Source organism: Rubinisphaera margarita (assembly GCF_022267515.1).
In the GTDB taxonomy this organism is placed as follows: Bacteria; Planctomycetota; Planctomycetia; order Planctomycetales; family Planctomycetaceae; genus Rubinisphaera; species Rubinisphaera margarita.
In genome coordinates, this window is the sequence record NZ_JAKFGB010000012.1 from 113,431 (window position 1) to 135,407 (window position 21,977).

The 21,977-nt window shown below is 57.3% G+C and carries 24 protein-coding genes and 1 pseudogene; 19 read left to right on the forward strand and 6 right to left on the reverse strand.

Annotated features, from left to right (window positions below):
- Positions 1-74: 74 nt before the first annotated feature.
- The 6 genes from L1A08_RS08985 (at position 75) to L1A08_RS09010 (ending at position 5,452) form a co-directional block, all read left to right on the forward strand.
- Positions 75-416: a DMT family protein gene (locus L1A08_RS08985; RefSeq protein ID WP_238756001.1), complete on the forward strand. Its 342-nt coding sequence runs from the start codon at positions 75-77 to the stop codon at positions 414-416.
- A 41-nt stretch (positions 417-457) separates the two neighbouring features.
- Complete coding sequence (locus tag L1A08_RS08990) at positions 458-922, forward strand: SMI1/KNR4 family protein (RefSeq protein ID WP_238756002.1); 465 nt, start codon at positions 458-460, stop codon at positions 920-922.
- A gap of 360 nt (positions 923-1,282) precedes the next feature.
- Positions 1,283-2,626, forward strand: a complete 1,344-nt coding sequence (locus L1A08_RS08995) for an ATP-binding protein (protein WP_238756003.1) — start codon at positions 1,283-1,285, stop codon at positions 2,624-2,626.
- A gap of 104 nt (positions 2,627-2,730) precedes the next feature.
- A complete protein-coding gene (locus L1A08_RS09000; RefSeq protein ID WP_238756004.1) occupies positions 2,731-4,146 on the forward strand; it encodes a tetratricopeptide repeat protein in 1,416 nt (471 codons plus the stop codon).
- Positions 4,147-4,174: 28 nt separating this feature from the next.
- Complete coding sequence (locus tag L1A08_RS09005) at positions 4,175-4,609, forward strand: secondary thiamine-phosphate synthase enzyme YjbQ (protein ID WP_238756005.1); 435 nt, start codon at positions 4,175-4,177, stop codon at positions 4,607-4,609.
- 153 nt (positions 4,610-4,762) lie between these two features.
- The gene (locus tag L1A08_RS09010; protein ID WP_238756006.1) at positions 4,763-5,452 is read left to right on the forward strand and encodes a hypothetical protein; all 690 of its coding nucleotides are present in this window, start codon (positions 4,763-4,765) and stop codon (positions 5,450-5,452) included.
- Here the strand turns inward: L1A08_RS09010 and L1A08_RS22965 are convergent.
- Positions 5,375-5,683: a recombinase family protein gene (locus L1A08_RS22965; RefSeq protein ID WP_390896853.1), complete on the reverse strand. Its 309-nt coding sequence runs from the start codon at positions 5,681-5,683 to the stop codon at positions 5,375-5,377. The genes L1A08_RS09010 and L1A08_RS22965 overlap by 78 nt on opposite strands.
- Before the next feature lie 23 nt (positions 5,684-5,706).
- On the opposite strand from L1A08_RS22965, the pseudogene L1A08_RS09015 reads away from it, so the two are divergent.
- A pseudogene (locus L1A08_RS09015) lies at positions 5,707-5,978 on the forward strand (YjbQ family protein); the annotation flags it as partial.
- Positions 5,979-5,981: 3 nt separating this feature from the next.
- Positions 5,982-6,401, forward strand: coding sequence for a contact-dependent growth inhibition system immunity protein (locus tag L1A08_RS09020; RefSeq protein ID WP_238756008.1), 420 nt, complete (start codon positions 5,982-5,984; stop codon positions 6,399-6,401).
- Between the two features lie 47 nt (positions 6,402-6,448).
- Here the strand turns inward: L1A08_RS09020 and L1A08_RS09025 are convergent, their stop codons facing one another.
- From L1A08_RS09025 to L1A08_RS09040, 4 genes are all read right to left on the reverse strand, one after another.
- Positions 6,449-7,486, reverse strand: coding sequence for a potassium channel family protein (locus L1A08_RS09025; protein ID WP_238756009.1), 1,038 nt, complete (start codon positions 7,484-7,486; stop codon positions 6,449-6,451).
- A 117-nt stretch (positions 7,487-7,603) separates the two neighbouring features.
- Complete coding sequence (locus L1A08_RS09030) at positions 7,604-8,239, reverse strand: ECF-type sigma factor (protein WP_238756010.1); 636 nt, start codon at positions 8,237-8,239, stop codon at positions 7,604-7,606.
- Between the two features lie 173 nt (positions 8,240-8,412).
- Complete coding sequence (locus L1A08_RS09035) at positions 8,413-8,772, reverse strand: hypothetical protein (protein WP_238756011.1); 360 nt, start codon at positions 8,770-8,772, stop codon at positions 8,413-8,415.
- Between the two features lie 266 nt (positions 8,773-9,038).
- The gene (locus L1A08_RS09040; RefSeq protein WP_238756012.1) at positions 9,039-9,365 is read right to left on the reverse strand and encodes a hypothetical protein; all 327 of its coding nucleotides are present in this window, start codon (positions 9,363-9,365) and stop codon (positions 9,039-9,041) included.
- Positions 9,366-9,649: 284 nt separating this feature from the next.
- Here L1A08_RS09040 and sppA point away from each other — a divergent pair, with 284 nt between their 5' ends.
- From sppA to L1A08_RS09060, 4 genes are all read left to right on the forward strand, one after another.
- Positions 9,650-10,693, forward strand: a complete 1,044-nt coding sequence (gene sppA / locus L1A08_RS09045; protein ID WP_238756013.1) for a signal peptide peptidase SppA — start codon at positions 9,650-9,652, stop codon at positions 10,691-10,693.
- A gap of 34 nt (positions 10,694-10,727) precedes the next feature.
- Positions 10,728-11,651 (forward strand): hydroxypyruvate isomerase family protein, encoded by a 924-nt coding sequence (locus L1A08_RS09050; RefSeq protein ID WP_238756014.1) that lies wholly within the window; start codon positions 10,728-10,730, stop codon positions 11,649-11,651.
- A 263-nt stretch (positions 11,652-11,914) separates the two neighbouring features.
- Positions 11,915-12,964, forward strand: a complete 1,050-nt coding sequence (gene purM, locus L1A08_RS09055; protein ID WP_238756015.1) for a phosphoribosylformylglycinamidine cyclo-ligase — start codon at positions 11,915-11,917, stop codon at positions 12,962-12,964.
- Between the two features lie 8 nt (positions 12,965-12,972).
- Positions 12,973-13,815: an ABC transporter permease gene (locus L1A08_RS09060; RefSeq protein ID WP_238756016.1), complete on the forward strand. Its 843-nt coding sequence runs from the start codon at positions 12,973-12,975 to the stop codon at positions 13,813-13,815.
- A 106-nt stretch (positions 13,816-13,921) separates the two neighbouring features.
- Here the strand turns inward: L1A08_RS09060 and L1A08_RS09065 are convergent, their stop codons facing one another.
- On the reverse strand, positions 13,922-15,142 hold the full coding sequence (locus L1A08_RS09065; RefSeq protein WP_238756017.1) for a formylglycine-generating enzyme family protein: 1,221 nt from the start codon (positions 15,140-15,142) through the stop codon (positions 13,922-13,924).
- A 238-nt stretch (positions 15,143-15,380) separates the two neighbouring features.
- Between L1A08_RS09065 and L1A08_RS09070 the strand changes: the two genes are divergently transcribed.
- From L1A08_RS09070 to L1A08_RS09100, 7 genes are all read left to right on the forward strand, one after another.
- Positions 15,381-15,881: a 3-hydroxyacyl-ACP dehydratase FabZ family protein gene (locus tag L1A08_RS09070; protein WP_238756018.1), complete on the forward strand. Its 501-nt coding sequence runs from the start codon at positions 15,381-15,383 to the stop codon at positions 15,879-15,881.
- 222 nt (positions 15,882-16,103) lie between these two features.
- Positions 16,104-16,859: a 3-oxoacyl-[acyl-carrier-protein] reductase gene (gene fabG, locus L1A08_RS09075; RefSeq protein ID WP_238756019.1), complete on the forward strand. Its 756-nt coding sequence runs from the start codon at positions 16,104-16,106 to the stop codon at positions 16,857-16,859.
- A gap of 326 nt (positions 16,860-17,185) precedes the next feature.
- Positions 17,186-17,575, forward strand: coding sequence for an acyl carrier protein (locus L1A08_RS09080; RefSeq protein ID WP_238756020.1), 390 nt, complete (start codon positions 17,186-17,188; stop codon positions 17,573-17,575).
- A 230-nt stretch (positions 17,576-17,805) separates the two neighbouring features.
- Positions 17,806-18,300, forward strand: a complete 495-nt coding sequence (locus tag L1A08_RS09085) for a 3-hydroxyacyl-ACP dehydratase FabZ family protein (protein ID WP_238756021.1) — start codon at positions 17,806-17,808, stop codon at positions 18,298-18,300.
- Between the two features lie 146 nt (positions 18,301-18,446).
- Positions 18,447-19,730, forward strand: coding sequence for a beta-ketoacyl-ACP synthase II (fabF, locus tag L1A08_RS09090; RefSeq protein ID WP_238756022.1), 1,284 nt, complete (start codon positions 18,447-18,449; stop codon positions 19,728-19,730).
- Between the two features lie 209 nt (positions 19,731-19,939).
- Positions 19,940-20,956: an alpha/beta hydrolase gene (locus tag L1A08_RS09095; protein ID WP_238756023.1), complete on the forward strand. Its 1,017-nt coding sequence runs from the start codon at positions 19,940-19,942 to the stop codon at positions 20,954-20,956.
- Between the two features lie 290 nt (positions 20,957-21,246).
- Positions 21,247-21,969: an FHA domain-containing protein gene (locus L1A08_RS09100; protein WP_238756024.1), complete on the forward strand. Its 723-nt coding sequence runs from the start codon at positions 21,247-21,249 to the stop codon at positions 21,967-21,969.
- The last annotated feature ends 8 nt before the right edge of the window (positions 21,970-21,977 follow it).

Genomic DNA, 21,977 nt, shown 5'->3' on the forward strand with positions numbered 1-21,977 from the left:
CCACGCCCGTATGCCATTGGCTCCGCCAGTGCCTGGTCTGAGAAGTTTCTGATCCCCCTCTCGAAAGTCCAGACGTGTCGGTCCTGCTTCGCGTCATCGTCCTACTAATCCTGTCCAACGTCTTCATGACCTTCGCGTGGTACGCCCACCTGAAGAACCTGAACCACAAGCCGTGGCTGATCGCTGTGTTCGTCAGCTGGGGCATTGCCTTCTTCGAATACCTGATCCAGGTCCCCGCCAACCGCCTCGGCTACACGACCCTCACCCTCGGGCAGTTGAAGATCCTGCAGGAAGTCATCACCCTCAGCGTCTTCATCCCGTTCGCAGTCTTCTATATGAAGCAGCCGATCAAGCTCGATTACCTGTGGGCGGCGTTCTGTCTGGCGGGAGCGGTGTTTTTTGTGTTTCGGAGATAGTTGTCCGATCTCCCCTTCGACGGAAACTGGATCGATAGAAAATGGAATCGTCTGCTGCTGTCAAAGCTCGAATTGAGCGGGCGACCGATCTGCTAATCGGTCGGGGCGTCGCCACCGAGAACACGATTCGTGGCTGTACTTCTGAAGAGATCGAACGAGTCGAGCAAGACGCGGGATCTCCTCTTCCGCTCGCTTACCGGGAGTTTCTGGCCAGAATGGGACGGGGTGCGTTGAGATTCTATTATGGAACCGACATCTTCTTTCCCGCTGTTCTCGGACTCACCCTGGCCGCCCGCGAGCTTGTGGCGGAGGAAGAAAGCCGACTTCAACTCCCGGATGATGCCATCGCAATCATCATGCATCAGGGATACCAGTTCTGCTTCATCCGCAGCAGTGAAGGAGACGATCCGCCTGTGTACTATTACATGGAGCAAAGTAGCGAATTTATCAGGAAGTCCGATCATTTCACGGAGTTTCTGATTGATGTCGCCTGCGACCCATGGTGAAAGATTTGTGAGAGGTTCTCCCATGCTTACAAATCGCAAGCTCTTCAAACCGGGTGCCATACCCACGCTTGCGTGGGCATGCTTGTGAAAAACTGTGCCCATTCCGCTAATGAGAACCTTGCTCGGAATTCTCGCATCCGACATCATGAGGTTATCGGTCAATCGTTCTTCCTCCCCTTCGCCACGCCACAGTTCACAGGCATCGTGATGTCGAACCGCCACGTGGCCCGGCAACTCTCGTAAAGGGGGGCTGTCAAATTGCAACTCTCCTGCGATCCACTCTCCAATCCTTGTCTCCCTACACGCGTTCAGGCATCATAACGCCTGTTCGATTTTTTCTCCCATTTGGTGATTACATCTATGGCCGGCTCGTCCGATCCTTTTGAATCGTTGCGCGAAGCAATTCGACTTTCCCCCGACAACCTCCCTCTCCGGCGAACGCTGGCCGATCTTCTGTTGCAGAATGGAGACGGTCCCGGCGCGGAGCAGGCCTATCGAGAAGCACTCGGGCGATTTCCGAAGAGCGTGGAACTCCAGCTCGGACTGGCTCGAGCCTTTTCCCGACAGGCAAAGCACAGTGAAGCCTTCGTCGTTCTCGAGCAACTCGTGAAGCAGCCGGATGTGCCGCCCGAAGCCATCCTCATGTATGCTCGGGCACTGGAACGCAATGGCCAGGTTGCCGATGCGGTCGCGCAGTACAAACTGGCCGTGGAAGCCGATCCGGACGCATGCGATGAAGCGATGGAAGAACGGCTCGGAATTTCCTCGTTCAGGGAGTCGACTTACGACGAAGTCGTTGAGGGGCGGCAGCGAATGATGTCCGAGTCTCCATCCGACATCGTCCCGGAGATGGAACGGCCTCAGCAAACATTCTCCGACGTCGGCGGTATGGACGAGGTCAAGGAGCAGATCCGGCTCAAGATCATCTACCCGCTGACCAATCACGAGCTCTACAAGGCCTACGGAAAGAAGGTCGGCGGAGGCATTCTCCTTTATGGACCACCGGGCTGCGGGAAGACCCACCTGGCGCGGGCCACTGCAGGGGAGATCGATGCCGCTTTCTTCTCGATCGGTCTGAACGATGTGCTCGATATGTGGATCGGGAACAGCGAACGCAATCTGCATGAACTCTTTGAAACCGGCCGCAGAAACACGCCCTGCGTTCTGTTTTTTGACGAAGTCGATGCACTGGGGGCCCGGCGGTCAGACATGCGTCAGAGTGCGGGCCGGCAGCTGATCAACCAATTCCTCTCAGAACTCGATGGCGTGAAAGCCAACAACGACGGCCTGCTGATCCTCGCCGCGACCAACGCTCCCTGGCATATGGATCCGGCGTTTCGTCGACCCGGGCGGTTCGATCGGATCATCTTCGTTCCGCCACCCGATCCGGAGGCCCGAGCCGAAATCCTGAAGCTGCTCTGTGAGGGAAAGCCTCAGAAGAATCTCGACTTCAATGGACTTGCTAAAAAGTCAGCGGGCTTTTCAGGAGCCGATCTCAAAGCGGTTGTCGATCTGGCTGTGGAAGAAAAACTGCAGGCGGCTCTGAAAACCGGCATTCCCGAACCGCTGCAGACGGCCGATCTGCAAAAGGCCATTCAACGTCATAAACCGACCGTCAAGGAATGGTTCGCGACCGCACGCAACCATGCGTTATACGCCAACGAAGGCGGCATGTACGACGACATTGTCGAGTACCTTCGTTAGAGCGAATCGCGCCGCCATCGAATCTCGTATCGACGGGGCTCCACCCGGAATGCGGAACTGCTTCACATCTCTGTTCGTCCTGTTTTTTTCAACGGCAACTTTTCATGTCTCAATATTTTCAGAGGGCTCAACTGCTGTGGTCTCAAAGTCGTCCTGATGAAGCGCTCACGGAAATCGGGCGGCATCTGGGGGAAGAACCGCACGACGCGATCGCTTTAGCATTCCGTGGTCAACTCCTCGCCGCTCTGGATCAGAAAGAAGAAGCGCTCGCGTCGGTTCGGGAAGCGCTGACCTACGATCCGGAACTGGGTTACGCTCACTTCGCTCATGCTCGAATACTCCTGAAGTTCGAGCAGAAGAAGCTGGCTCTGTCAGCTATCCACGAAGCGATCCGCATCAATCCGGACGAACCCGACTTCTACTGCACACAGGCTCTGATCTACCTGCAGATGTCGGACTGGGCGAAAAGTCTGACGTCTGCCGAGACGGCGCTGGAGCTCAATCCTGAAAGCGAGGAAGCGCTCAATCTGCAGTCGCTGGCTCTGCGGCGGATGGGGCGTCGCCGGGAATCGAGCGCAGCGTTGGAGGCGGCACTCAATCGTAATCCTGAAGATCCCTTTACGCACACGAATCGTGGTTGGGAACTCCTGGAGAAGGGGGAAAGCAAGCAGGCTCTGGAGCATTTCCGTGAAGCCCTCCGGCTTGATCCGAATATGGACGGAGCGCGGACCGGCATTATCGAGTCGCTGAAATCGCGGCACATCGTTTACCGGCAGGTGCTGAAGTACTTCTTCTGGATGTCGAACTTCTCGCCGCGAACGCAGATGCTGATCATCTTCGGCGCCTGGTTCGTCGTCAATTTCCTGTCCCGCGTCCGCGAATCGCTCGGCCCAGCCGAAGTGCTTGTCACGCCGATGCTCTATCTGTATCTGGCTTTCGTCCTGCTGTCCTGGCTGTCCGACTCCTTTTTCAATCTGGTCCTGCGGCTCGATCCTTATGGCCGCCTCGCGCTCGATCGGCGTCAGAACCGACAGGCAAATGTTCTCGCTGCCTGCCTGGTGGCCGCGACTGCATTTCTCATTTCGTACTTTGTCATGTCGGACGAGAGCCTTCTCGTCGGTGCGCTCTGGTCGGCTCTGCTGGCGATCCCGGCGACCAATATCTACGAGGTTCGTAAAGGGCGGCCGCGGCAGGCAATGACTCTGGCAACGATTGCTCTCGGAGCCGCTCTGTTGACTCACGTTTATCTCTACATGGCAGTAATTGATCCGCAACTGGAACGGATCAATGCTCACCGTCTGGCGAACGCCGCGAAGTTTGAACAGGCTGATCGCGCAGGGCAGGCCCAGTTGCTTGAGGACGAGTTTACCGTTCCGGTGCTCACGTCTCTGCAAGGCTCGATCTCGCTGGCGAACCGCTTGTTCCGCTTTGTCCAGTTCGGGATTCTGGCGGCTTGTTTCGTCCCGGCGCTTCTCCCTTCGGAGAACGACCGCAACGAAGTCGACGTCAAACTGAACTGACACCGCCCCAGAAGGAATCTCCCGCATCATGAAAACTCTCACCAAAGAACTCTGGCTCGATATCCCGCAGCGGCGGGCGATTGTTTCGCTGCATCGTGATGTCGAACAGCTGGTGGCCGAAAGTGGCGTGCAGGATGGGCTGTGCCTCGTTAATGCCATGCACATCACGGCTTCAGTCTTCATCAACGACAACGAATCGGGCCTGCACGCCGACTACGAACGCTGGCTCGAAGAACTCGTCCCGTTCAACCCCGGCAGTGATCCGGCAAACGGGGGCTACCTCCACAACCGCACCGGCGAAGACAACGCCGACGCCCACCACAAACGCCAGATCATGGGCCGCGAAGTCGTCGTCGCCATCACCAACGGCCAACTCCACCTCGGCCCCTGGGAACACATTTTTTACTACGAGTTCGATGGACGACGCCGCAAACGGGTGCTGGTGAAGATTATTGGGGAGTGAACTTGAACGGATGGGTGAAGCCCCTTGCGAACAGGAGGCAGGGCCGCTCTCCAAACGGCCGCGAAGGGGCTGTCATTGGGAGCAAATCGTCTACGGCGAGTTCGACGGTCGCAGGCCCAAACGGGTGCTAGTGAAAGTGATCGGGGAATAGCAATGTCCAGTATCGTTGAACTGCACGGGATCGAACTCAAGCCTGTCGTTGAATTAGAACCCTCTTCTTTCTCCACGGAGAATCGCACTTCTCCCCAGGGATCATTCAGAGATATGCCCGATGCGTGGGATCACTACTGGAGAGCATCTCTGGCTGACTCGGGGATCACAGAGATCAACCCAATCCTTCCCGGTTCCTGGCACATTGCAACGGCTGAGTTTTCGGCGTCGCAACTCGAAAAGTATCTTGGTGTCGTTTTCGATGAATGGGGTGGCTTATCGAGCTTGGATGATCCAGACTCAAGGCCGGTGTTGAACGGTGGCCTTACTCTATGCTCAAAGGACAGCGGCGTGATTGTCGAGCCGACTTGTTGTAGCGATCTCGGTGACATTGCAAATTGGAAAGCAGCAGTGGCTTTTGAGGGCGAACATTGGGAGACGCTGTGGATCGGGCATCCGTGGTTGTCAATGAAGTTTCGGCAACCATGGTTACTGCTCAGCGAACTTCATGAATCCAACGATCCTGTTGAGCGATGGGCAGTGAAGCCGGATGAACTCGGTCACGCGGTCTCTACTGCCGAAGATGGGCTATCTCGCTTCTCAAAGATGATTGCCTCAGTTCTGGTGAAATGGGGTTACAAAGGAGATGCGGTCAGCATGTCGTTGAAGCTCGTCGGGCTTGACGACGAATGACCGCAGCAACTTCACGATCTGCTGGGGATGTCGCCACGGCTTGCCGGTGCGAGTCCTGAATCCAAGGTCGTTCAGGGCTTCGCAGACTTCCATGTGCGTCTTCCCCTGATCTCGTAGTTCAGCGGCCTTGGCGACGACTTCGGCATAAACATCTCGAAGTTCTGCGGGTATGATGTTCTTCGGTCGCCGTGGTTTTGGGGTCGGCGGGGTCGGTTTCCGGGTGGAGATCAAGAGTATCCCAATCGGGGATGGGCAACGCCATGCACATCACGGCTTCGGTCTTCATCAACGGCAACGAATCGGGCCTGCACGCCGACTACGAACGCTGGCTCGAAGAACTCGTCCCGTTCAACCCCGGCAGTGATCCGGCAAACGGGGGCTACCTCCACAACCGCACCGGCGAAGACAACGCCGACGCGCACCACCAACGGCCAACTCCACGTCGGCCCCTGGGGAACACATTTCCTACTACGACTTTGATTGGAAGCGGCGGAAGCGGGTGCTGGGGAGAATTATTGGGGAGTGATGATTGAAGATCACGTTTGACCGTCGGAAGAGTTTGGAAGAACTGGAACGCTTTGATTGGGATAAGCCCGATTCCCCCACCCAACTTGTGCAGACCTGCCACCGGTTACGGGGTGTTCCGCTTGCGGAGTTCACCGCCGGAGACTTGCGAATCATGATTGGCCAGAAGATCAGTTTGCAGATTCTGATTCCGCTTGCACTGGAGAAACTGCTGGACGACCCGCTGGTTGATTCCAATTATTATCCCGGTGATTTACTGAAAGCCGTGCTCGACGTTCCGGAATCGTTCTGGAGTGTCCACGCCGATATGCGAGATGTCCTTCTTCAGGTGGTCACCACGACGAAGCAGTTAATTGTTTCTCTCGAGGAAAGCGATGCTCGTCCTATCCAGGAAATTCTGGCAAAGGTTCCCGCCTCAATTTGATCGCTGGCGTCCGTACATGGACTCACGAACGAGGAAGAATCGTGAGCCTACGTCCCCTCACACTCCGCGATCACCGTGGCCACTTTGTCGGAGTGGCCGAAGGCGAACAGGTTATCGCCGGCCTGGATTTCTGTGGGGCCGGGGGGAGGCATCAGGCGTTCTCCGGTGCTGCGGCGGATGGCGAGGACCATGACGCCGCGTTCGGCGAGGCGGGTTTCTGCCAGACGCTGACCGATGAGCGGACTCCCTTCGCTGACCTGAATATCGACCAGTTCGAGATCGGAGTCGTGTTCGTCGGTGACTTCGACAAAGCTTTCGACGGACGGGTTAAGCATGAAGCGGGCCATCCTCATGCCGCCACTGCTGAATGGGCTGATCACCCGCGTGGCTCCGGCTCGTTGAATCTTTTCGATCGCTTTGTCATCACTCGCTCGCGCGACAATCTGCAAATCGTTGTTGAGCATGCGAGCCGAGAGAACGACGTAGGTGTTGTCGGAGTCAGACGGAAGCACGGAGGCCAGTGCGGTGGCGCGGGCAATTCCGGCCTGGTGCAGATGGACGTCATCCGTGGCGTCGCCGACGATGTAGAGCCAGTTGTTGGGAGCACAGCGGGCCTCCAGCGCATCGACATTCGTGTCGATGACAACAAACGGCTTGTTCTTCCGGTCGAGGTACTGACAGATCGTCGAGCCCATCCGGCCGAATCCGCAGACAATGTGATGGTCACTCAGAGCGTTGATGCGGTTCAACATACGTCGTTGCTTCCAGAACTGACGAAACTGCGGATCGAGCAGGCTTTGCCCGAGCGTGAAAAGACTGTAACTGAACAGTCCCAGACCCATGCCGAGATACACGACCACGAACGCCATGGTCGTGGGGTTGTTGGCTGGGTCGCGGCAGCCGAGAGTGGTCAGCGTGACCACCGCGAGATAGACCGACTCCAACCAGCTCGAGTCCCGGAAATAGCGAAATCCAAGTGTCCCGGCTCCGATAAGCAGACTGAGCAGCATGACGACGATGACGGGCCGGCGAACGACGGCCAGACGATCAGCTTCCCCGGGGATTAACAGAGTCCGCAAGTTCATCAGCAGCAGGATTCAGACAGAGGCCACTCAGCAGGGAACGGCGTTCCCCGGTACTTCTGCAGAATACTGGAACCAGACAGTGGAAGGAATCGTGGCGTCGTCATTCCCACGATCTGATCATTCGGCGGGGCCGAACGCCGCATCGCCGTAAGCGAGCCATTTCTCGCGAATGAGCGCGACTTTCCGCTTCACCGTTCGCGACGTCACGCCCAGTTTCTCCGCGATCTCGTCTGTCGTGTACGACTCAAGCTTGAGCCGGGCGATTTCGCGCAGGGTGTCGTCGCCCAGTTCTTCCATGAGAGCGGCATGCTGTTCGTCGAGAGCGAGCATGACCTCGGGCGTCGGGTCTTCACCCAGAAAAACGTCCCAGCCGGCGTTCGCTCCCGCATCGCCCGCCTTCATGAAGATCGACTCGCCGCGAACATTGCGGCCGCCTCGTTTCTTTGCGTGCTGATGCCGAACCTGATCGGTGACCTTGCGCTGGGTCATCACAATGAGCAGAGCCCAGAGATTCTCGCGATCTTTCAGATGCGGAAACTGCCCGCGAGCCGCTCCATTCAGAAAGTTGTTCATCACGCTCAGCGCGACATCTTCCTCGTCGCTGACCCGCCGCGATGCTCCGCCGAGCCGTTTCCGGGCCAGGGGAACAAGTCTTTCGAAATAGCGATTCCAGAGTTCCGCCTGAGCAGCCGTTTCTCCCTGCTGCAATTGATCGATCATCAGGCTGATTGAACCCGGCGAGGAAGAATCCATAGGGAAGGTCCTGAGTGGTTAGCGGTTCGCGAGCGGATGAGCAGACTGGCTCTCCTTATCACAACCGCTTCGTGCGGCGGGAGCAAGTGCAGAGGGCAAAAAACACAAAAGCAAACGCCCCCGAAAAATTCGAGGGCGTTGGCTGGATTTGGGGGACCGTGGACTCTTAATGCTTACCAGCGACGACCGTGGTGACCATCGTGATGATCGACCCGCGGCTGAAACTGGCAACCCGCATTACTCCGTCCGTAAGAACTGCGACGCGAGTAATCGTACGAGTTGTACCCTCCATAGTTCTGATAGCTTCGGTTATTGCCGTAGAAGCTGCGGTTGCCATGATCGTGGTGGTCATGGTGTCCATGCCGATCGTAGCTGCGGTTGTAGTTCCGGTTGTTGTACGAGAAGTTCCCGTAATTGCCGCCGTAGTTCCCGTATCCGAAGCTGACGCTCACACCACCTGCATGGGCGGAGGGAGAAAACGCAAGTCCGAGTCCCAGAACGGCAACGGCTGCGATCAGAGTTTTAATAGTCATCATTCGCCTTCTTTCGTATGGCCCAATTCAATTCGCAATTTTGTTAAGAGGAGAGATTCGATGTTTCGATCCGCCTCTGGTCGCAAAGCGGAATCGGGTCTGGTGTGGGGACATGACTTTCCCGCTTTTCTTCAAAACTGTTCAAAGAGGCTGATCTGACACCGCTCGTCGGTCGAGCGGATGCGACACAAGGGCGGCCGCGCAAAAAAAAAACGCATCCAGGCGGGTGCCCGAATGCGTTGGATCACCGAATCACGCGTCAACGTTTACCGGTGCAGGTGATAGTGGCCGGGGTAGTAGTGCAGATGATCCCCGTGGTGTTCGAGTCGTCCCGGATGATAATCGTAGTGCGGGACGCGGTATCGATAACTGGGACGGTAGTAGTCACGTCCGTAGTCGTACCCACGCGAATAAGGGGAGTAGAACCCCCGATGTCCGTACCGGCTTCCATACCCGTGATGGTGATGATGATCATGGCCATGATTGCCATAACCGAAACTGAAGGTCACGCCGCCGGCCTGTGCGGAACTGGGGGTCAACGCCAGTCCGAGTCCAAGCACCGCAACCACTGCGAGTGTTGATTTTATGTTCATTGCTTCGCCTTCCTTCTTACGTGTTCAGTCGATCGTTCTCAGGAAACGACGGAGAATTCCACGCTTAACGCCCGCTCTCCTGTTCCCCAAGTCGCATAGCGGGAGTGATGTCGCAAGCGGGACGCCGTTTTTGAGATTTTTCAGAAAAACCTTCGAATTTCCTCAAGCGGGGGCCCGGTTACTGAATTCTGCGTAAAATGCGATGATTGCAGTCGACCTGCAGAATGCCTATAACGCAGTCCGAAGCCCGCTCAACGGAGGCTTCTGATTCCTACGGAGAGACCATGGCTGATGAGAAACCAGATTCCGGCAGCAAAGCGTCGGAAGTCACCGCGCGGAATGGAGAACAAGTCGTCCGTCTCGTGATCGAGGCTCAGTCGACGACGCGGTCTCGCTGGGGAATGCGTCTCCTCGTGTTCCTGCTTCTGTTTTCCGTTCTGATGAATTTTACGCTGCTCTCGTCGAGCGAAAACTACTTCGGGGACATGGAAGGGCCGCTCGAACGCTATTATTCTGGGGATAAAACAGCCACGGACAAGCTCGCGGTGATCCGGGTGGACACTACGATCATGCCCCCGTTCACCGAGCAGATCATCGAACAGATCGACCACGCGACCGAGGACGACGACGTCAAAGGGATGGTTCTGGTCGTTGACAGTCCCGGCGGGCTGGTCGCCGACAGTCATCAGATTTATCACAAGCTCAGTATTTTCGCTGAGACGAAACCGATCTACGTGCAGATGGGGCGAATTGCGGCGTCTGGCGGATATTACATCGCCATGGGATCGGGCGAGAAAGGCAAAATCTTCGCCGAGCCAACAACCTGGACTGGCTCGATCGGCGTGATCATTCCGCATTACAATCTGACGGAACTGGCCGACAACATCGGCGTCAAATCGGAACCGCTCAAAACCGGGGAGTTCAAAGATTCTCTCAGTATGTTTCGCCCGCTCTCGGAACGGGACCGCGAAGTCTGGGACGGAATTATGGACGACGCGTTCCAGAAATTCCTCGGCGTAATCGAGAAAGGACGTCCGGCCCTGAGCCGGGAGGAAATCGAGGCTCTGGCAACCGGCCGCGTCTTTACCGCCGATCAGGCAATGGCCAGCGGCATGATTGATCAGATCAGCTTTCTGGACGAAACGATTGCCACGCTCGCCAGCGAACTGGGCAACGAAAACATCCGCGTCATCGAATACGACTATCCTCCCAATATTGTCGACGTCCTCATGGGGACGGCGAAGATGCGGTCCGATGGATCCATTCTGCAGGAACTGCTGCAGTCTCCTGCTCCCAGAGCGTTTTATTTGATGGGCCTGGGACAGTAGAGCGGTTTAAAAGTTGAAGACAAGGAGAACTGAGATGCAACGCCGGGAAGTGCTCGCTGCTGGAATCATGGCCTGTGGAACGCTGGCCGCCAGATCAACCTTTGGAGCGTTCGAAGACTCGTCGAAGTCATCGGACAGCCGCTTCAAGTTGAAGTATGCTCCCCACTTCGGCATGTTCCGCCAGAGTGCCGGCGACGATCTGGTCGCTCAACTCGAGTTCATGCACGAGGAAGGCTTCCGGGCTCTCGAAGACAACCGGATGCTGTCCCGTCCGAAAGAAGAGCAGGATCTGATCGCGAAGACGCTGGAACGCCTTGATATGGAGATGGGCGTCTTCGTCGCGACCGGCAGCTTCCAGGATGCGACATTCGCTTCCGGCAAGAAGGAATTTCAGGACGTCTACCTCGAAGACCTTCGAAAGTCGGTCGAGTTGGCTAAACGGGTTCGCGCCAAGTGGGTCACCGTTGTTCCGGGGATCTTTGATCACAAGCTGCCGATGGGCTATCAGACGGCCAACGTCGTGGAAGGCCTGAAGCGTTGTGCGGAGATCTGCGAGCCGTCCGGGCTGATCATGGTTCTGGAGCCGCTCAATCACTTTGCGAATCATCCCGAACTCTTCCTGCACAAGATTCCGCAGGCCTACCAGATCTGCAAAGCGGTCGACAGCCCCAGCTGCAAGATTCTCTTCGACCTGTATCATCAGCAGATCACCGAAGGCAATCTGATCCCGAACATCGACCATGCGTGGGAAGAAGTCGCCTACTTCCAGGTCGGCGACAACCCGGGCCGCAAGGAGCCGGGAACGGGCGAAATCAATTACCGCAACGTCTTCAAGCACATTCACAGCAAAGGTTTCGACGGGATTGTCGGCATGGAGCACGGCAACTCGAAGAAAGGCAAGGAAGGCGAACGAGCCGTCATCGATGCCTACGTCGATGCCGACAGCTTCGAGGTGTAGGTTCACTCAAGCAGGGTGCGTCTATCAGTTAATGTCCCTTCGCCCTCTTCCGGGGGAGAAGGTGCCCGAAGGGCGGATGAGGGGGCGAACAACCGGCGACGTGCGGTTCAGTTGACTTCAACGGCCTGGGGATCATGGAACCCGTATTCCCCCTCACCCTAACCCTCTTCCCCAAAGGGGGCGAGGGAACTTCAACGTCGTAGCCCGCTGGGTATTTAGCAACCCGCGAAGTACTACGGCACAGTTACAGGAAATAGATCAACGTGTCCGGACTCGATTACAAATCCGCGGGAGTGGACCTCGACGTTTACGAAGAGTCGATGCGTCGTGTCGGCAAACTGGTGCAGGGGACCACAACACCCGGCGTGATGCCGCTCCCGGGGGGCTTTGCCGGTCTGTTTCGCCTGTTCTCGGAAGGCCGACAGTATCGGGACCCCGTGCTGGTCTCGGGCACCGATGGTGTGGGCACCAAGATCAAGGTCGCTCAACTGGCGAATCGCTTCGATACGATCGGCATCGACCTGGTCGCGATGTGCGTCAACGACTGCCTCTGCACCGGAGCGTTGCCACTCTTCTTCCTCGATTACGTCGCGATGAGTCACGACGATCCTCAGCTGACCGAAGCTCTCGTCACCGGCATCGCCGATGGCTGCAAGCAGGCCGGGATGGCGCTCATTGGCGGCGAGACCGCCATCATGGCCGATCTTTACAGCCGGGGCGATTTTGACCTGGCCGGTTTTAGTGTCGGCGTTGTCGAACGGGACGAAGTCCTCACCGGCGAGAAGGTGAAGCCGGGCGATGTCGTCTTCGGACTGGCGTCAACAGGCTTCCATTCCAACGGTTACTCGTTGATCCGCAAAGTTGTCTTTGAGCACGCCGGGTTGACCGTGAACGACGATGTTCCCGAGTTGAAGTCCACCGTTGGCGAAACGCTGCTGAAACCGACGCAGATTTACGTTAAGTCGGTGCAGTCGGTCTTCGACGTGCCGGACATGCGCCCTCACGTGCACGCCATCGCTCACATCACTGGCGGAGGGCTGCAGGAGAATCTGGCTCGGGTGCTCCCCGATTCGGTCGATGCCCGCCTGCAGCGGAACAGCTGGTCGGTTCCGGCGGCCATGTCGTGGTTGCAGAAACTGGGGGGCGTCGCCACCGACGAGATGTTCCGCGTCTTCAATATGGGGATCGGACTCGTTCTCGTGATCGATCCGGCAGCCGCCGATCAGGTCGAGCAGACTCTTTCGGGTCAGTCCATCGAATGTTTCCGTCTCGGTGAAGTGGTCGCCGGAGACGGTCAGGTCCATCTTTCCTGAGTGAAGTCATGCCATCGGCTGAGTCGAGCCCGGAACGATTTCGTCCCGACTATCTCGGAGTGTGGCTCCGCTGCGCGAAGAATTCGGTCGTCCGCGAACTGTCGTTTCGCAGCAACTTTCTGATCACGGTCATCACACGCGGCTTCTGGTTTGCCGCCCAGCTGATTCTCTTTGAGATCATCTACCGGAACGTCGACTCCATAGCCGACTGGAACCGAGCCGAGTACTTCGGGTTCATGGCGACGGGCATGCTGATCAATGCGATCATCGAAAGCCTGTTCATGCCGAACTGCGCGAACTTCAGCGAGTTGATCCGGACGGGTAATCTCGACTTCGTTCTGCTTAAGCCGATCGATACCCAGTTTCTGATCTCGGTTGAGAAACTGAATCTGGCAATGATGAACCAGATTCTGCTGGCCGGTGTGCTCCTGGCCTATTCCATTATCACGCTCGGACGTCCCGTCAGCGCCGTCAATGCGATCATGTATGTTCTGCTGATCGGGACCGGGGTGTTGTTCTTCTATTGTCTGATGATCATTCTGGCCAGCACGAGTGTCTGGTTCGGAAGGAATCAGGGGCTTTACGACTTCTGGTTCTACGTCACGGTCTTCGCCCGTTATCCGCAGCAGATCTATACGGGAGGGGCGCTCGCCGAGGCACTGCGGATGTTGTTCAGCTTCGCCTTGCCGATCCTGCTCGTCGTCACAGTTCCTGCACGGATTCTGCTCTCGATGACTCTGGAACCCTCCTGGCTGGCCATCTGGTCGGTGGTCTCGACGATCATCTTCTTCTTCATCTCACGCCGGATCTTCCTCTGGTCGATCGGCCGCTATCGCAGCGCGAGCAGCTGAGGGGGAGGGGATCGCTCGACACGCTCCTGTCGAGAGGCCGCTGGTGCGTCACGGTAGCGGACTGTATTGATTGACGATTGGCCAGAGCGTCGTCGCCACGGACGCCCTACGGGGCGGCTGGAGCTGGAATTCGGAGTACACCACGGAAGCCGACCTGCGGATCGCGGTCGCTCATGCCGAGCCCTTCGCGATGCCACACGGTCCAGTCGGGGCCATTCCCTTTTACGACCCGCGTGAACTTCGGTTCCGAACTTTGCGGACCCTGCCAGTCCCGGGGAACCTGGCCGGAGTCGTCAACGGCCATTTTATAAGCTTCAGCGTGATACCAGTCAGCACACCATTCCTTGACGTTTCCGGCCATGTCGAAGACGCCATACGGACTGAGGTCCGCCGGGTAACTCATCACCGGGGATTTCTGCATCAATTGCCGTGGTTCATGCCAGGCGGCTCGACCGAATCCCCAGGGATGATCGAACCCGCCGGCTCCACGAGCGGCTTTTTCCCACTCCGCTTCGGTGGGCAGTGTCTTTCCAATGGCTTCCAGGTATGCCACTGCATCCCGCCAGAGTACGCCGGCGACGGGGTGCTCCGGCGGCGCGTTCTCGCTCAACGGAGGTTGAGGGCCCCGGTCGCTCGTCTGAGAGATGAACTCACGATACTTGCGGAAGTTCTCATTCGTGACTTCGTGGATATCGATATAGTAAGAGGATAGATAGGCGGAAATCTCCGGGCTGACATTCGCATCGGCGTTGTTCTTGCCCTGAATGAAAACGCCCTCCGGAATGTAGGCCATCACAGACTGATCGGCTTCGCAGCGAATCCGTCTCGGCCAGCCGGAGGCGTCGTATCCGAATTCGGGGAGTTCCACGAACCGCTGGGGAAGCGTGAAGCGACCTTTACGGCCCGAGCTCGCATCCTGAGGGGATTCCTCAATTCGGAATTCGTTGGGAAGAACGTCGGTCGGACGCGGAATTGCCTGCATGTAGTTCGGATTGAGCCCCCGATTCTCCGGGACGTCGGCCATCGCCAGGTAGTTGCCACCTTCGGGCTGCTCGATGAACAGGTTCTCCCGATCGGCATCGTCGACCTCCACAACTGCGGGCTTGGGAGGCGCTTTGGGAACGTTCCGATTGCCGCCTTCTCGACCACCGCCTTCTTTTCCACCAACGGGCACGGGAGGCGGTGCGACTGCCGCCGGCTTCGGTGGAGCAGGGGGCGGAACACTGGACGTGTCCTCTCCGCCGCACCCTGAGAGTCCCAGGCAGAGGACCAGAATGGAGGCCAGAAGGCAAGGTGTGCGGAAACAACAGGGGAACGTCTGTCTCATGGCATTACCAGCGATCGCAGCTTCAATCTTGGGGAGATCCTGACTCAGCGGCATTGCTGGTGTGCAGGTGTTTAGGTAAAGGCCAGGGGCAGATCGGTTTCACCGCTGTGATCGGGTGTAATTTCCGACAGCTCATGGGATATCGATTGAAATAACTTGGTCAGCAGGGCTATTGTGTCGCAAATCAAATGTAACTCGATTCCCTCGACATGTGTAGGGTCATCCCGCGGAGAACCTGGTGAGATTTTCATTAATCGACGTCGTGACAGAACTCAAACCGGGCTCCGGAATGACGATCGTCAAGAACCTGACGCGAGCCGAAGAGTATCTGGCCGATCACTTCCCCGGATTCCCTGTCATGCCCGGCGTGATGATGCTGGAAACGCTCGTCCAGACCAGTGCCTGGGTGATGCGACTGGGAACGGACTTCGCCTACAGCACGATTCTGCTCGACGAAGCCAAAGCCCTGCGATTCAAGAGTTTCGTCGCTCCCGGCGACCAGCTCCAGGTCACGGTATCAAAGCATAAGGAAGATGGTCCGCTGTGGACCTTTAAGGCCCAGGGGAAGGTTCGCGACACGGAAGTGGTCAGCGCCCGACTGGTGCTCAAGCAGTTTAATCTGGGAGAGCGGGATGAGCGGTTCGCGGAGAACGACCGCCGTCTGGTTGAACATATGAAGGCGACCTGGTCGGAACTTGAGCGGGTTTCCGAGCCTTACCTGTTGCAGTCGCAGAACTAGCCGCAGAGTCGCCCCAGTTTTCCGCGGTCCCGTCGGTCCGTCGGGCAGGATCGCTTTCACTGGAGCGAGGGGCGGGAATGGTCGACTGATCGTAGAGATCCTACCAGTGGATCAACGCCTCGAAGGCCCTCACCGTTCCCCCGGTCAGAATAGTTTGTGAAATCCAAGGAGACCTGCCGAGAGACGGGCAGGCGAACAGATATTGAAATTGGAGAGTACAGGATGCGTTTTGAAGGCAAAAAAGTTCTGGTGACCGGAGGCAGTCGGGGAATTGGCCGGGCGGTTGTGGAAGGATTCGCTCGTGAAGGTGCTGAAGTCGCCTTTATCTACAACTCCAACAAAGAGGCCGCCGAAGACGTTGTCTCGACGCTGGCCGGCGAAGGCCACAAGGCCGTGACTGCCCATCAGTGTGATGTCTCCGATCAGGCTCAGGTCGATGCCCTGGTCGAAAAACTGATCGACCAGTGGGACCGCCTCGATATTCTCGTGAATAACGCGGGAATCGTGAAAGATGGTCTGCTGGCAACGATGGATCCGGCAAATTGGCTCGCCGTGATCAATACAAATCTGAACAGCGTGTTCTACTTCTGCCGTGCCGTCACGCGACCGATGATGTCTCAGCGGGCCGGCCGAATCGTCAACATGTCCAGCGTGGCCGCTGAGTTCCCGAATCAGGGACAGGCCAACTACGCCGCCAGCAAGGGCGGCGTTCAGGGGCTGACACGCTGCATGGCGACCGAACTGGGACGCCGCGGCATCACCGTAAATGCGGTCGCCCCCGGGTTTATTGAAACGGACATGACTGTTGCGGTCCGCAATGCGGCCGAAGCCGAGATTAAAAAAGCGATTCCTCTGCGTCGACTGGGTAAACCGGAAGACATTGCCAATGCGACTCTGTTCCTGGCAAGCGACGAGGCATCTTATATAACCGGGCAAATCCTCACGGTCGACGGAGGTTTGACGCTCGGCGGGATCTGAAAACTCGTTTTTCGTTTTCCCGACTGTTACAATCTGGATTCGCAGCCAGACTCCGCGAGGACCAATGCGGAGGCTGGGGGCGAAGAAATGCCGTCTGGCTGGAAGCCGCGGCGAAAATGTGGGTTGTTCACGGTCTTCAGTTCGCTCACCGCTGAAATCGTGTCCCTGGCTGGTTACTGGAGTGAGCGAAGAAGACGACTGCCTTCAGTGGTCGTAATGGTTCTGGTACGGCGTGTAGCCGCGACGCAGACAAGGACTATCGGTCTGCGCTGACGATCCGTGAAAGTCCAACTGAATCATCTGGCAGTCCTCGGGAGAGTTTACGAATGCCCTCTAACGAAGAAATCTACGAAAAAGTACAGGAAACGCTGATTGACGCTCTCGGAGTCGATGACGATGAAGTCACGCCGGAAGCGACGCTGGTCGGCGACCTCGGTGCTGAATCGATCGACTTTCTCGACATCGTGTTCCGCCTTGAAAAGGCGTTCGACATCAAGATCCCTCGCGGAGAACTCTTCCCCGAGAATCTCGCCGCTGCTGATTCGGGATTCGTTCAGGACGGAAAAGTCACTGAAGCCGGTCTGAACGAACTGCGTGCCAAGATGCCGCACGCCGACGTCGATCAGCTCGCCGAAGATCCCAAGGTCGAAAACATTCAGAATCTGTTCACCGTTCAGATGATCTGCAACTTCATCGAACGGAAGCTCAGCGCCTGACTGGCGGACCTGCATGGTCGCGTGCAGCAGCAACGCGGGAATAATGCAGGTTGCGCGAACCTGGACAGAATGGACGACACGTCGAAACTGACCTGGCGCTGAGTCGAATCAGCCGCCAGGTTCGTCGCGTGCCTTCATCCGACCGCGTTTTGTCGCCTGAGAAGGCGACGGCCGCTGGGGCGGCTTCGCCCCTTTTTTATCTCTAACTTTGCTGCTGCGGAAACTGAAACATGCGCTGGTTCTGGGTCGATCGATTCGTGGAGTTTGAGTCGGGTGCGTCTGCCACGGCGATCAAGAACGTTTCTCTTGCCGAGGAACACCTGCACGATCACTTTCCCGGCTTCGCCGTCATGCCGGCGTCATTAATCGTCGAGGGGCTGGCTCAGACTGGAGGAATCCTGCTGGGCGAGAAGTTCAAGTTCGATCACATCGTGATTCTGGCGAAAGTCCCGAAGATCAAGTTCGCCAGCTATGCCTGTCCGGGCGACCAGTTGCGGTATCATGTTGATCTGCTTGAAGCTAACGCCGAAGGTGGCCGCGTGAACTGCACAGCGCACGTGGGCGATCGGCTGGTGGCCGAAGGTGAGATCATTTTTGCCCATCTCGACACGATGGATTCTTCGATGGCCCAGGCGGTCGATCAGAAGAACTTCGTATTCTCGATGGGATTGATGAGCATTCTGGACGTCGACGGCGTCAGCGAAGCGATTAATGCAGACGCCTGAATGGCGGTCTTGTTAGACTCTGCGGAGTGAATAGTGGTTGCCGGCTGCAGTCGGCTACTTAAAATGGCGGAAGTAATTCGACCCAGGGACTGGTCGACTCCGCGAACTGCCAAACTGAAGGGGCAAAAGTGATTGCTGGCAATCCGATGAAAAGACGTGTCGTTGTCACGGGAATTGGGTGTGTGACGCCGCTGGGCAAGGACGTCGAAACGGTCTGGTCTGCGATGTTGCAGGGGAAGTCCGGAATCGGGCCGATCACCCATTTCGATGCCTCGTCGTTCCCGACACAGTTCGCCGCTGAAGTCAAAGACTTCAACCTGGGCGACTATGTCAGTGATCCCGCAACCTACAAATGGTCCACGAGCAACACCAAGTTCGCCATTGGGGCGGCCAGTCAGGCCGTCAAAGATTCCGGCATCATGGAGCTGGATCTCGATCCGACGATGTTCGGCATCTACCTTGGAGCAGGGGAAGGACAGCAGGATTTCCCGCTGTTCATGAAGTTGATCTCCAGCTCTGAAAAAGATGGCGAAATCGACCTGGAACGCTTCACCGAAATCGGATTGCAGGAGCTCAATCCGTATTTCGAAGTCGAGCAGGAACCGAACATGCCAGCCGGCCATCTGGCGGCTTTGTTCAACGCTCAGGGACCCAATCTGAACTGTCTGACCGCCTGTGCCGCTTCGAGCCAGGCGATTGGCGAAGCCGCCGAACTGATCCGACGTGGTGAAGCCGACGTGATGCTTTCCGGCGGTGCTCACAGCATGATTCACCCGTTTGGTGTGACCGGTTTCAACCTGCTGACGGCTCTCTCTACCCGTAACGACGATCCCCAGCATGCGTCTCGTCCGTTCGACAAGAATCGTGATGGCTTCGTCCTCGGAGAAGGGGCCGGCATGCTGATCCTGGAAGAGCTTGAGCACGCGAAAAAGCGCGGTGCGAAAATCTACGGCGAAGTGGCCGGGTACGGAAGCACGGCCGATGCGTATCGCATTACCGACATTCATCCTTCGGGGCGGGGAGCGATCGGATGCATTACGATGGCTCTGCGGGACGCGGGCTTGAACAACGACCAGATCGATTATGTCAATGCGCACGGGACGAGCACTTCCGTTAACGACAAGGTCGAAACCATGGCGATTAAGGGAGCATTGGGAGCCGCAGCTCCGAAGACGCCGGTCTCCAGTATCAAGAGTATGATGGGCCATCTGATCGCTGCCGCCGGAAGTGTCGAAGCAATTACCTGCCTCATGGCCATCCGCGATAATATGCTGCCACCAACAATGAACTACGAGACACCTGATCCCGATTGCGATCTGGATTATGTGCCCAATGCCGCCCGGGAAGCCGAAGTCAATTTCGCTCTGTCGAACAGCTTTGGATTCGGTGGTCAGAACGTCTCACTTATCCTCCGCAAGTTCAGCGGTTAGAATGAACTGACGGACGGGTGTGTTAAGCTGGGATGAGCGGGACCGTTCGCTACGAGCCGGCCCTTGATTCGGACCGAGCGTGCCTCGAATCTGAACAGGGAGCGGGAACCTGGAATTTCCCGGCCATACTGGATTCCAGTGGCCATTTGACGTGAGCAGAACCCACGGAGCTGAGAGGCTCTGTCGGGGATCGGCCTTAGGACAGGCATATGTTTTTTGAGATCCTCATCGGCGCTCTTGTGCTGTTCGTCGTTGCTGACCTGGCTTCCCGCCTGTATTACGGTCGCAAAGGGATGGAACTGCTCGATCGCATGCCGCCATTCCGTGTTGAACCCGCGGAGCCTCAGAAGCAGGCGACTCCGTTCGAAGCAACGACCCGCGACGGGCTGACGCTTCGAGGCAGTATCTACCATCCGGAAGGGGAAGATCCCCGGGGTGTTGTGGTCTTCTGTCCGGAAACGATCGCCAGCCACTGGTCAGCCGTGCGATATTGCCAGGGGCTGATTGACGCCGGCTATATCGTCGTTTCATTCGACTTCCGGAATCAGGGCGAGAGCGATCGTCTCGAAAAGTACGATTCGCTGCACTGGGTCACCGAATACGAAGTTGAAGACCTGAAGACGGTTCTCGACTGGGTCCGTGATCAGGCGGCGTTCAGCGACTTGCCGATTGGTGTGTTCGGCGTCAGTCGAGGAGGTTCGGTCGCTTTGATGGCTGCCTCCTCTCTGCGGGATATCACCTTCATCGCCGCGGACAGTGCCTACACCAACGATCTGCTGATCGCTCACTATATTCACCGCTGGGTCCGACTGATTGTTCCCGGTTGGATTGTCAATATGCGGGGCTCGATGTGGCACATCTATATTACGCTCAAAGCCGCGTTCTGGGCTCAGCAATTTCGGAAAGGCTGTCGCTACCTGAACTCGTCCGACCCCTTCACGAAGGTGCGCGGGAAGCGGGTCCTGCTGGTTGCCGGCATGAATGACAGCTATGTGCCGACCACGATTTCGCAGCGGATTCAGAGCATGCTCGGTACGCAGTGCGAAGATCTCTGGCTGGTGCCGCGAGCGGCTCACAACGGGGCACGCTCACGGAATCCGGAGCAGTATGATCAGCGTCTGACGGCCTTTTTCGATCAGATGGTCGAAACGGCCACGCCGGCCGTCGAAACGGTCGTCGTCCCGAAGGAGCCGCTGGTTCGTTCGCAGTCGTTGATCTCGAACTGAGTTGGCTGGAAGCTTCTCCGGGACCGTCTCGCTGCGGAAAAACCCGGATGCGGAGTAGCCGATCGCTGCTTTCTGGGTTACTCTGTTGCAGTCCAGAGGGCAGAGTCGAGTTCGGCCAATGATCCGACCATCACTCTCAGCGTTAATGTCTGCAATCTGCCGATTGTCGCTTCAATCGGGTTCTCTGGGACGCCCGTCCAGCATTCGGTATGCGTGCCGAATTCGTCGCTGATCAAGGAAGCCAGGTTGGGCGTGCAGGCGCTTTTTGAGAACGCGTGAAGGCCAACCCGATGAAAACAATTTCGTTACAGATCATCCAGGGGCTCGAACGCGGACAATGTTACCCGCGGTTGCGGGTTCCTTTTACGATCGGCCGCGAAGAAGAAAACGCGATCCAGCTCAACGATGAGCGAATCAGTCGCTGTCACGTGAAGGTCCAGCTGGATGGGGACCGGATCATTCTGACCGATCTCCAAAGCACGAACGGCACTCGGGTCAACGGATTGCCTGTGCAGATGACGGTGCTTCGTCCAGGCGATTTGATTACGATCGGCCGATGTGTCCTTCTCTACGGCTCCCCGGAAGAGATTACTGAACATTGCGACGAACTCCATCGCAAATCGCTCGAACAGCATCGTCTGATCGATACCGGCAACACCTTGCCGGGCGTGAATGCCGACGTCGCGCAGGACGAACATGGGGCGGCCAGCCTGGATACCATGGGGCTGTTCGATGATCACGGCCACCCGGCCGCACCGTTTCCCGGAGGCCGTCCCCCGCTGCCGGATCTCACCACGCTTCATTCTCGCAGTGAACTCTCTGATCTGCTGGCCTACGTCCACAACAGGATCCTGCAGGTTCTGCAGTCGCGGGGGAAGAATGTCGACGAAGGCGAGCAGAAGTCGGACGAAGCGGCCGCTCAGGTTCCCTGGCCCAGCTGGCATAAGTTGCTGGAACTGGAAACAGAACTCTCGCAGTATCTCCGCGAACTGGGTGATCCCGACGGCGAGTAGAGCCGCGT

Coding starts and splice junctions, on each gene's coding strand:
- L1A08_RS08990 (WP_238756002.1), top strand. CDS start 458: ATGGAATCGTCTGCTGCTGTCAAAGCTCGAATTGAGCGGGCGACCGAT.
- L1A08_RS08995 (WP_238756003.1), top strand. CDS start 1,283: ATGGCCGGCTCGTCCGATCCTTTTGAATCGTTGCGCGAAGCAATTCGA.
- L1A08_RS09000 (WP_238756004.1), top strand. CDS start 2,731: ATGTCTCAATATTTTCAGAGGGCTCAACTGCTGTGGTCTCAAAGTCGT.
- L1A08_RS09005 (WP_238756005.1), top strand. CDS start 4,175: ATGAAAACTCTCACCAAAGAACTCTGGCTCGATATCCCGCAGCGGCGG.
- L1A08_RS09010 (WP_238756006.1), top strand. CDS start 4,763: ATGTCCAGTATCGTTGAACTGCACGGGATCGAACTCAAGCCTGTCGTT.
- L1A08_RS09025 (WP_238756009.1), bottom strand. CDS start 7,486: ATGAACTTGCGGACTCTGTTAATCCCCGGGGAAGCTGATCGTCTGGCC.
- L1A08_RS09030 (WP_238756010.1), bottom strand. CDS start 8,239: ATGGATTCTTCCTCGCCGGGTTCAATCAGCCTGATGATCGATCAATTG.
- L1A08_RS09035 (WP_238756011.1), bottom strand. CDS start 8,772: ATGACTATTAAAACTCTGATCGCAGCCGTTGCCGTTCTGGGACTCGGA.
- L1A08_RS09040 (WP_238756012.1), bottom strand. CDS start 9,365: ATGAACATAAAATCAACACTCGCAGTGGTTGCGGTGCTTGGACTCGGA.
- sppA (WP_238756013.1), top strand. CDS start 9,650: ATGGCTGATGAGAAACCAGATTCCGGCAGCAAAGCGTCGGAAGTCACC.
- L1A08_RS09050 (WP_238756014.1), top strand. CDS start 10,728: ATGCAACGCCGGGAAGTGCTCGCTGCTGGAATCATGGCCTGTGGAACG.
- L1A08_RS09060 (WP_238756016.1), top strand. CDS start 12,973: ATGCCATCGGCTGAGTCGAGCCCGGAACGATTTCGTCCCGACTATCTC.
- L1A08_RS09065 (WP_238756017.1), bottom strand. CDS start 15,142: ATGAGACAGACGTTCCCCTGTTGTTTCCGCACACCTTGCCTTCTGGCC.
- fabG (WP_238756019.1), top strand. CDS start 16,104: ATGCGTTTTGAAGGCAAAAAAGTTCTGGTGACCGGAGGCAGTCGGGGA.
- L1A08_RS09080 (WP_238756020.1), top strand. CDS start 17,186: ATGCCCTCTAACGAAGAAATCTACGAAAAAGTACAGGAAACGCTGATT.
- L1A08_RS09085 (WP_238756021.1), top strand. CDS start 17,806: ATGCGCTGGTTCTGGGTCGATCGATTCGTGGAGTTTGAGTCGGGTGCG.
- fabF (WP_238756022.1), top strand. CDS start 18,447: ATGAAAAGACGTGTCGTTGTCACGGGAATTGGGTGTGTGACGCCGCTG.
- L1A08_RS09095 (WP_238756023.1), top strand. CDS start 19,940: ATGTTTTTTGAGATCCTCATCGGCGCTCTTGTGCTGTTCGTCGTTGCT.
- L1A08_RS09100 (WP_238756024.1), top strand. CDS start 21,247: ATGAAAACAATTTCGTTACAGATCATCCAGGGGCTCGAACGCGGACAA.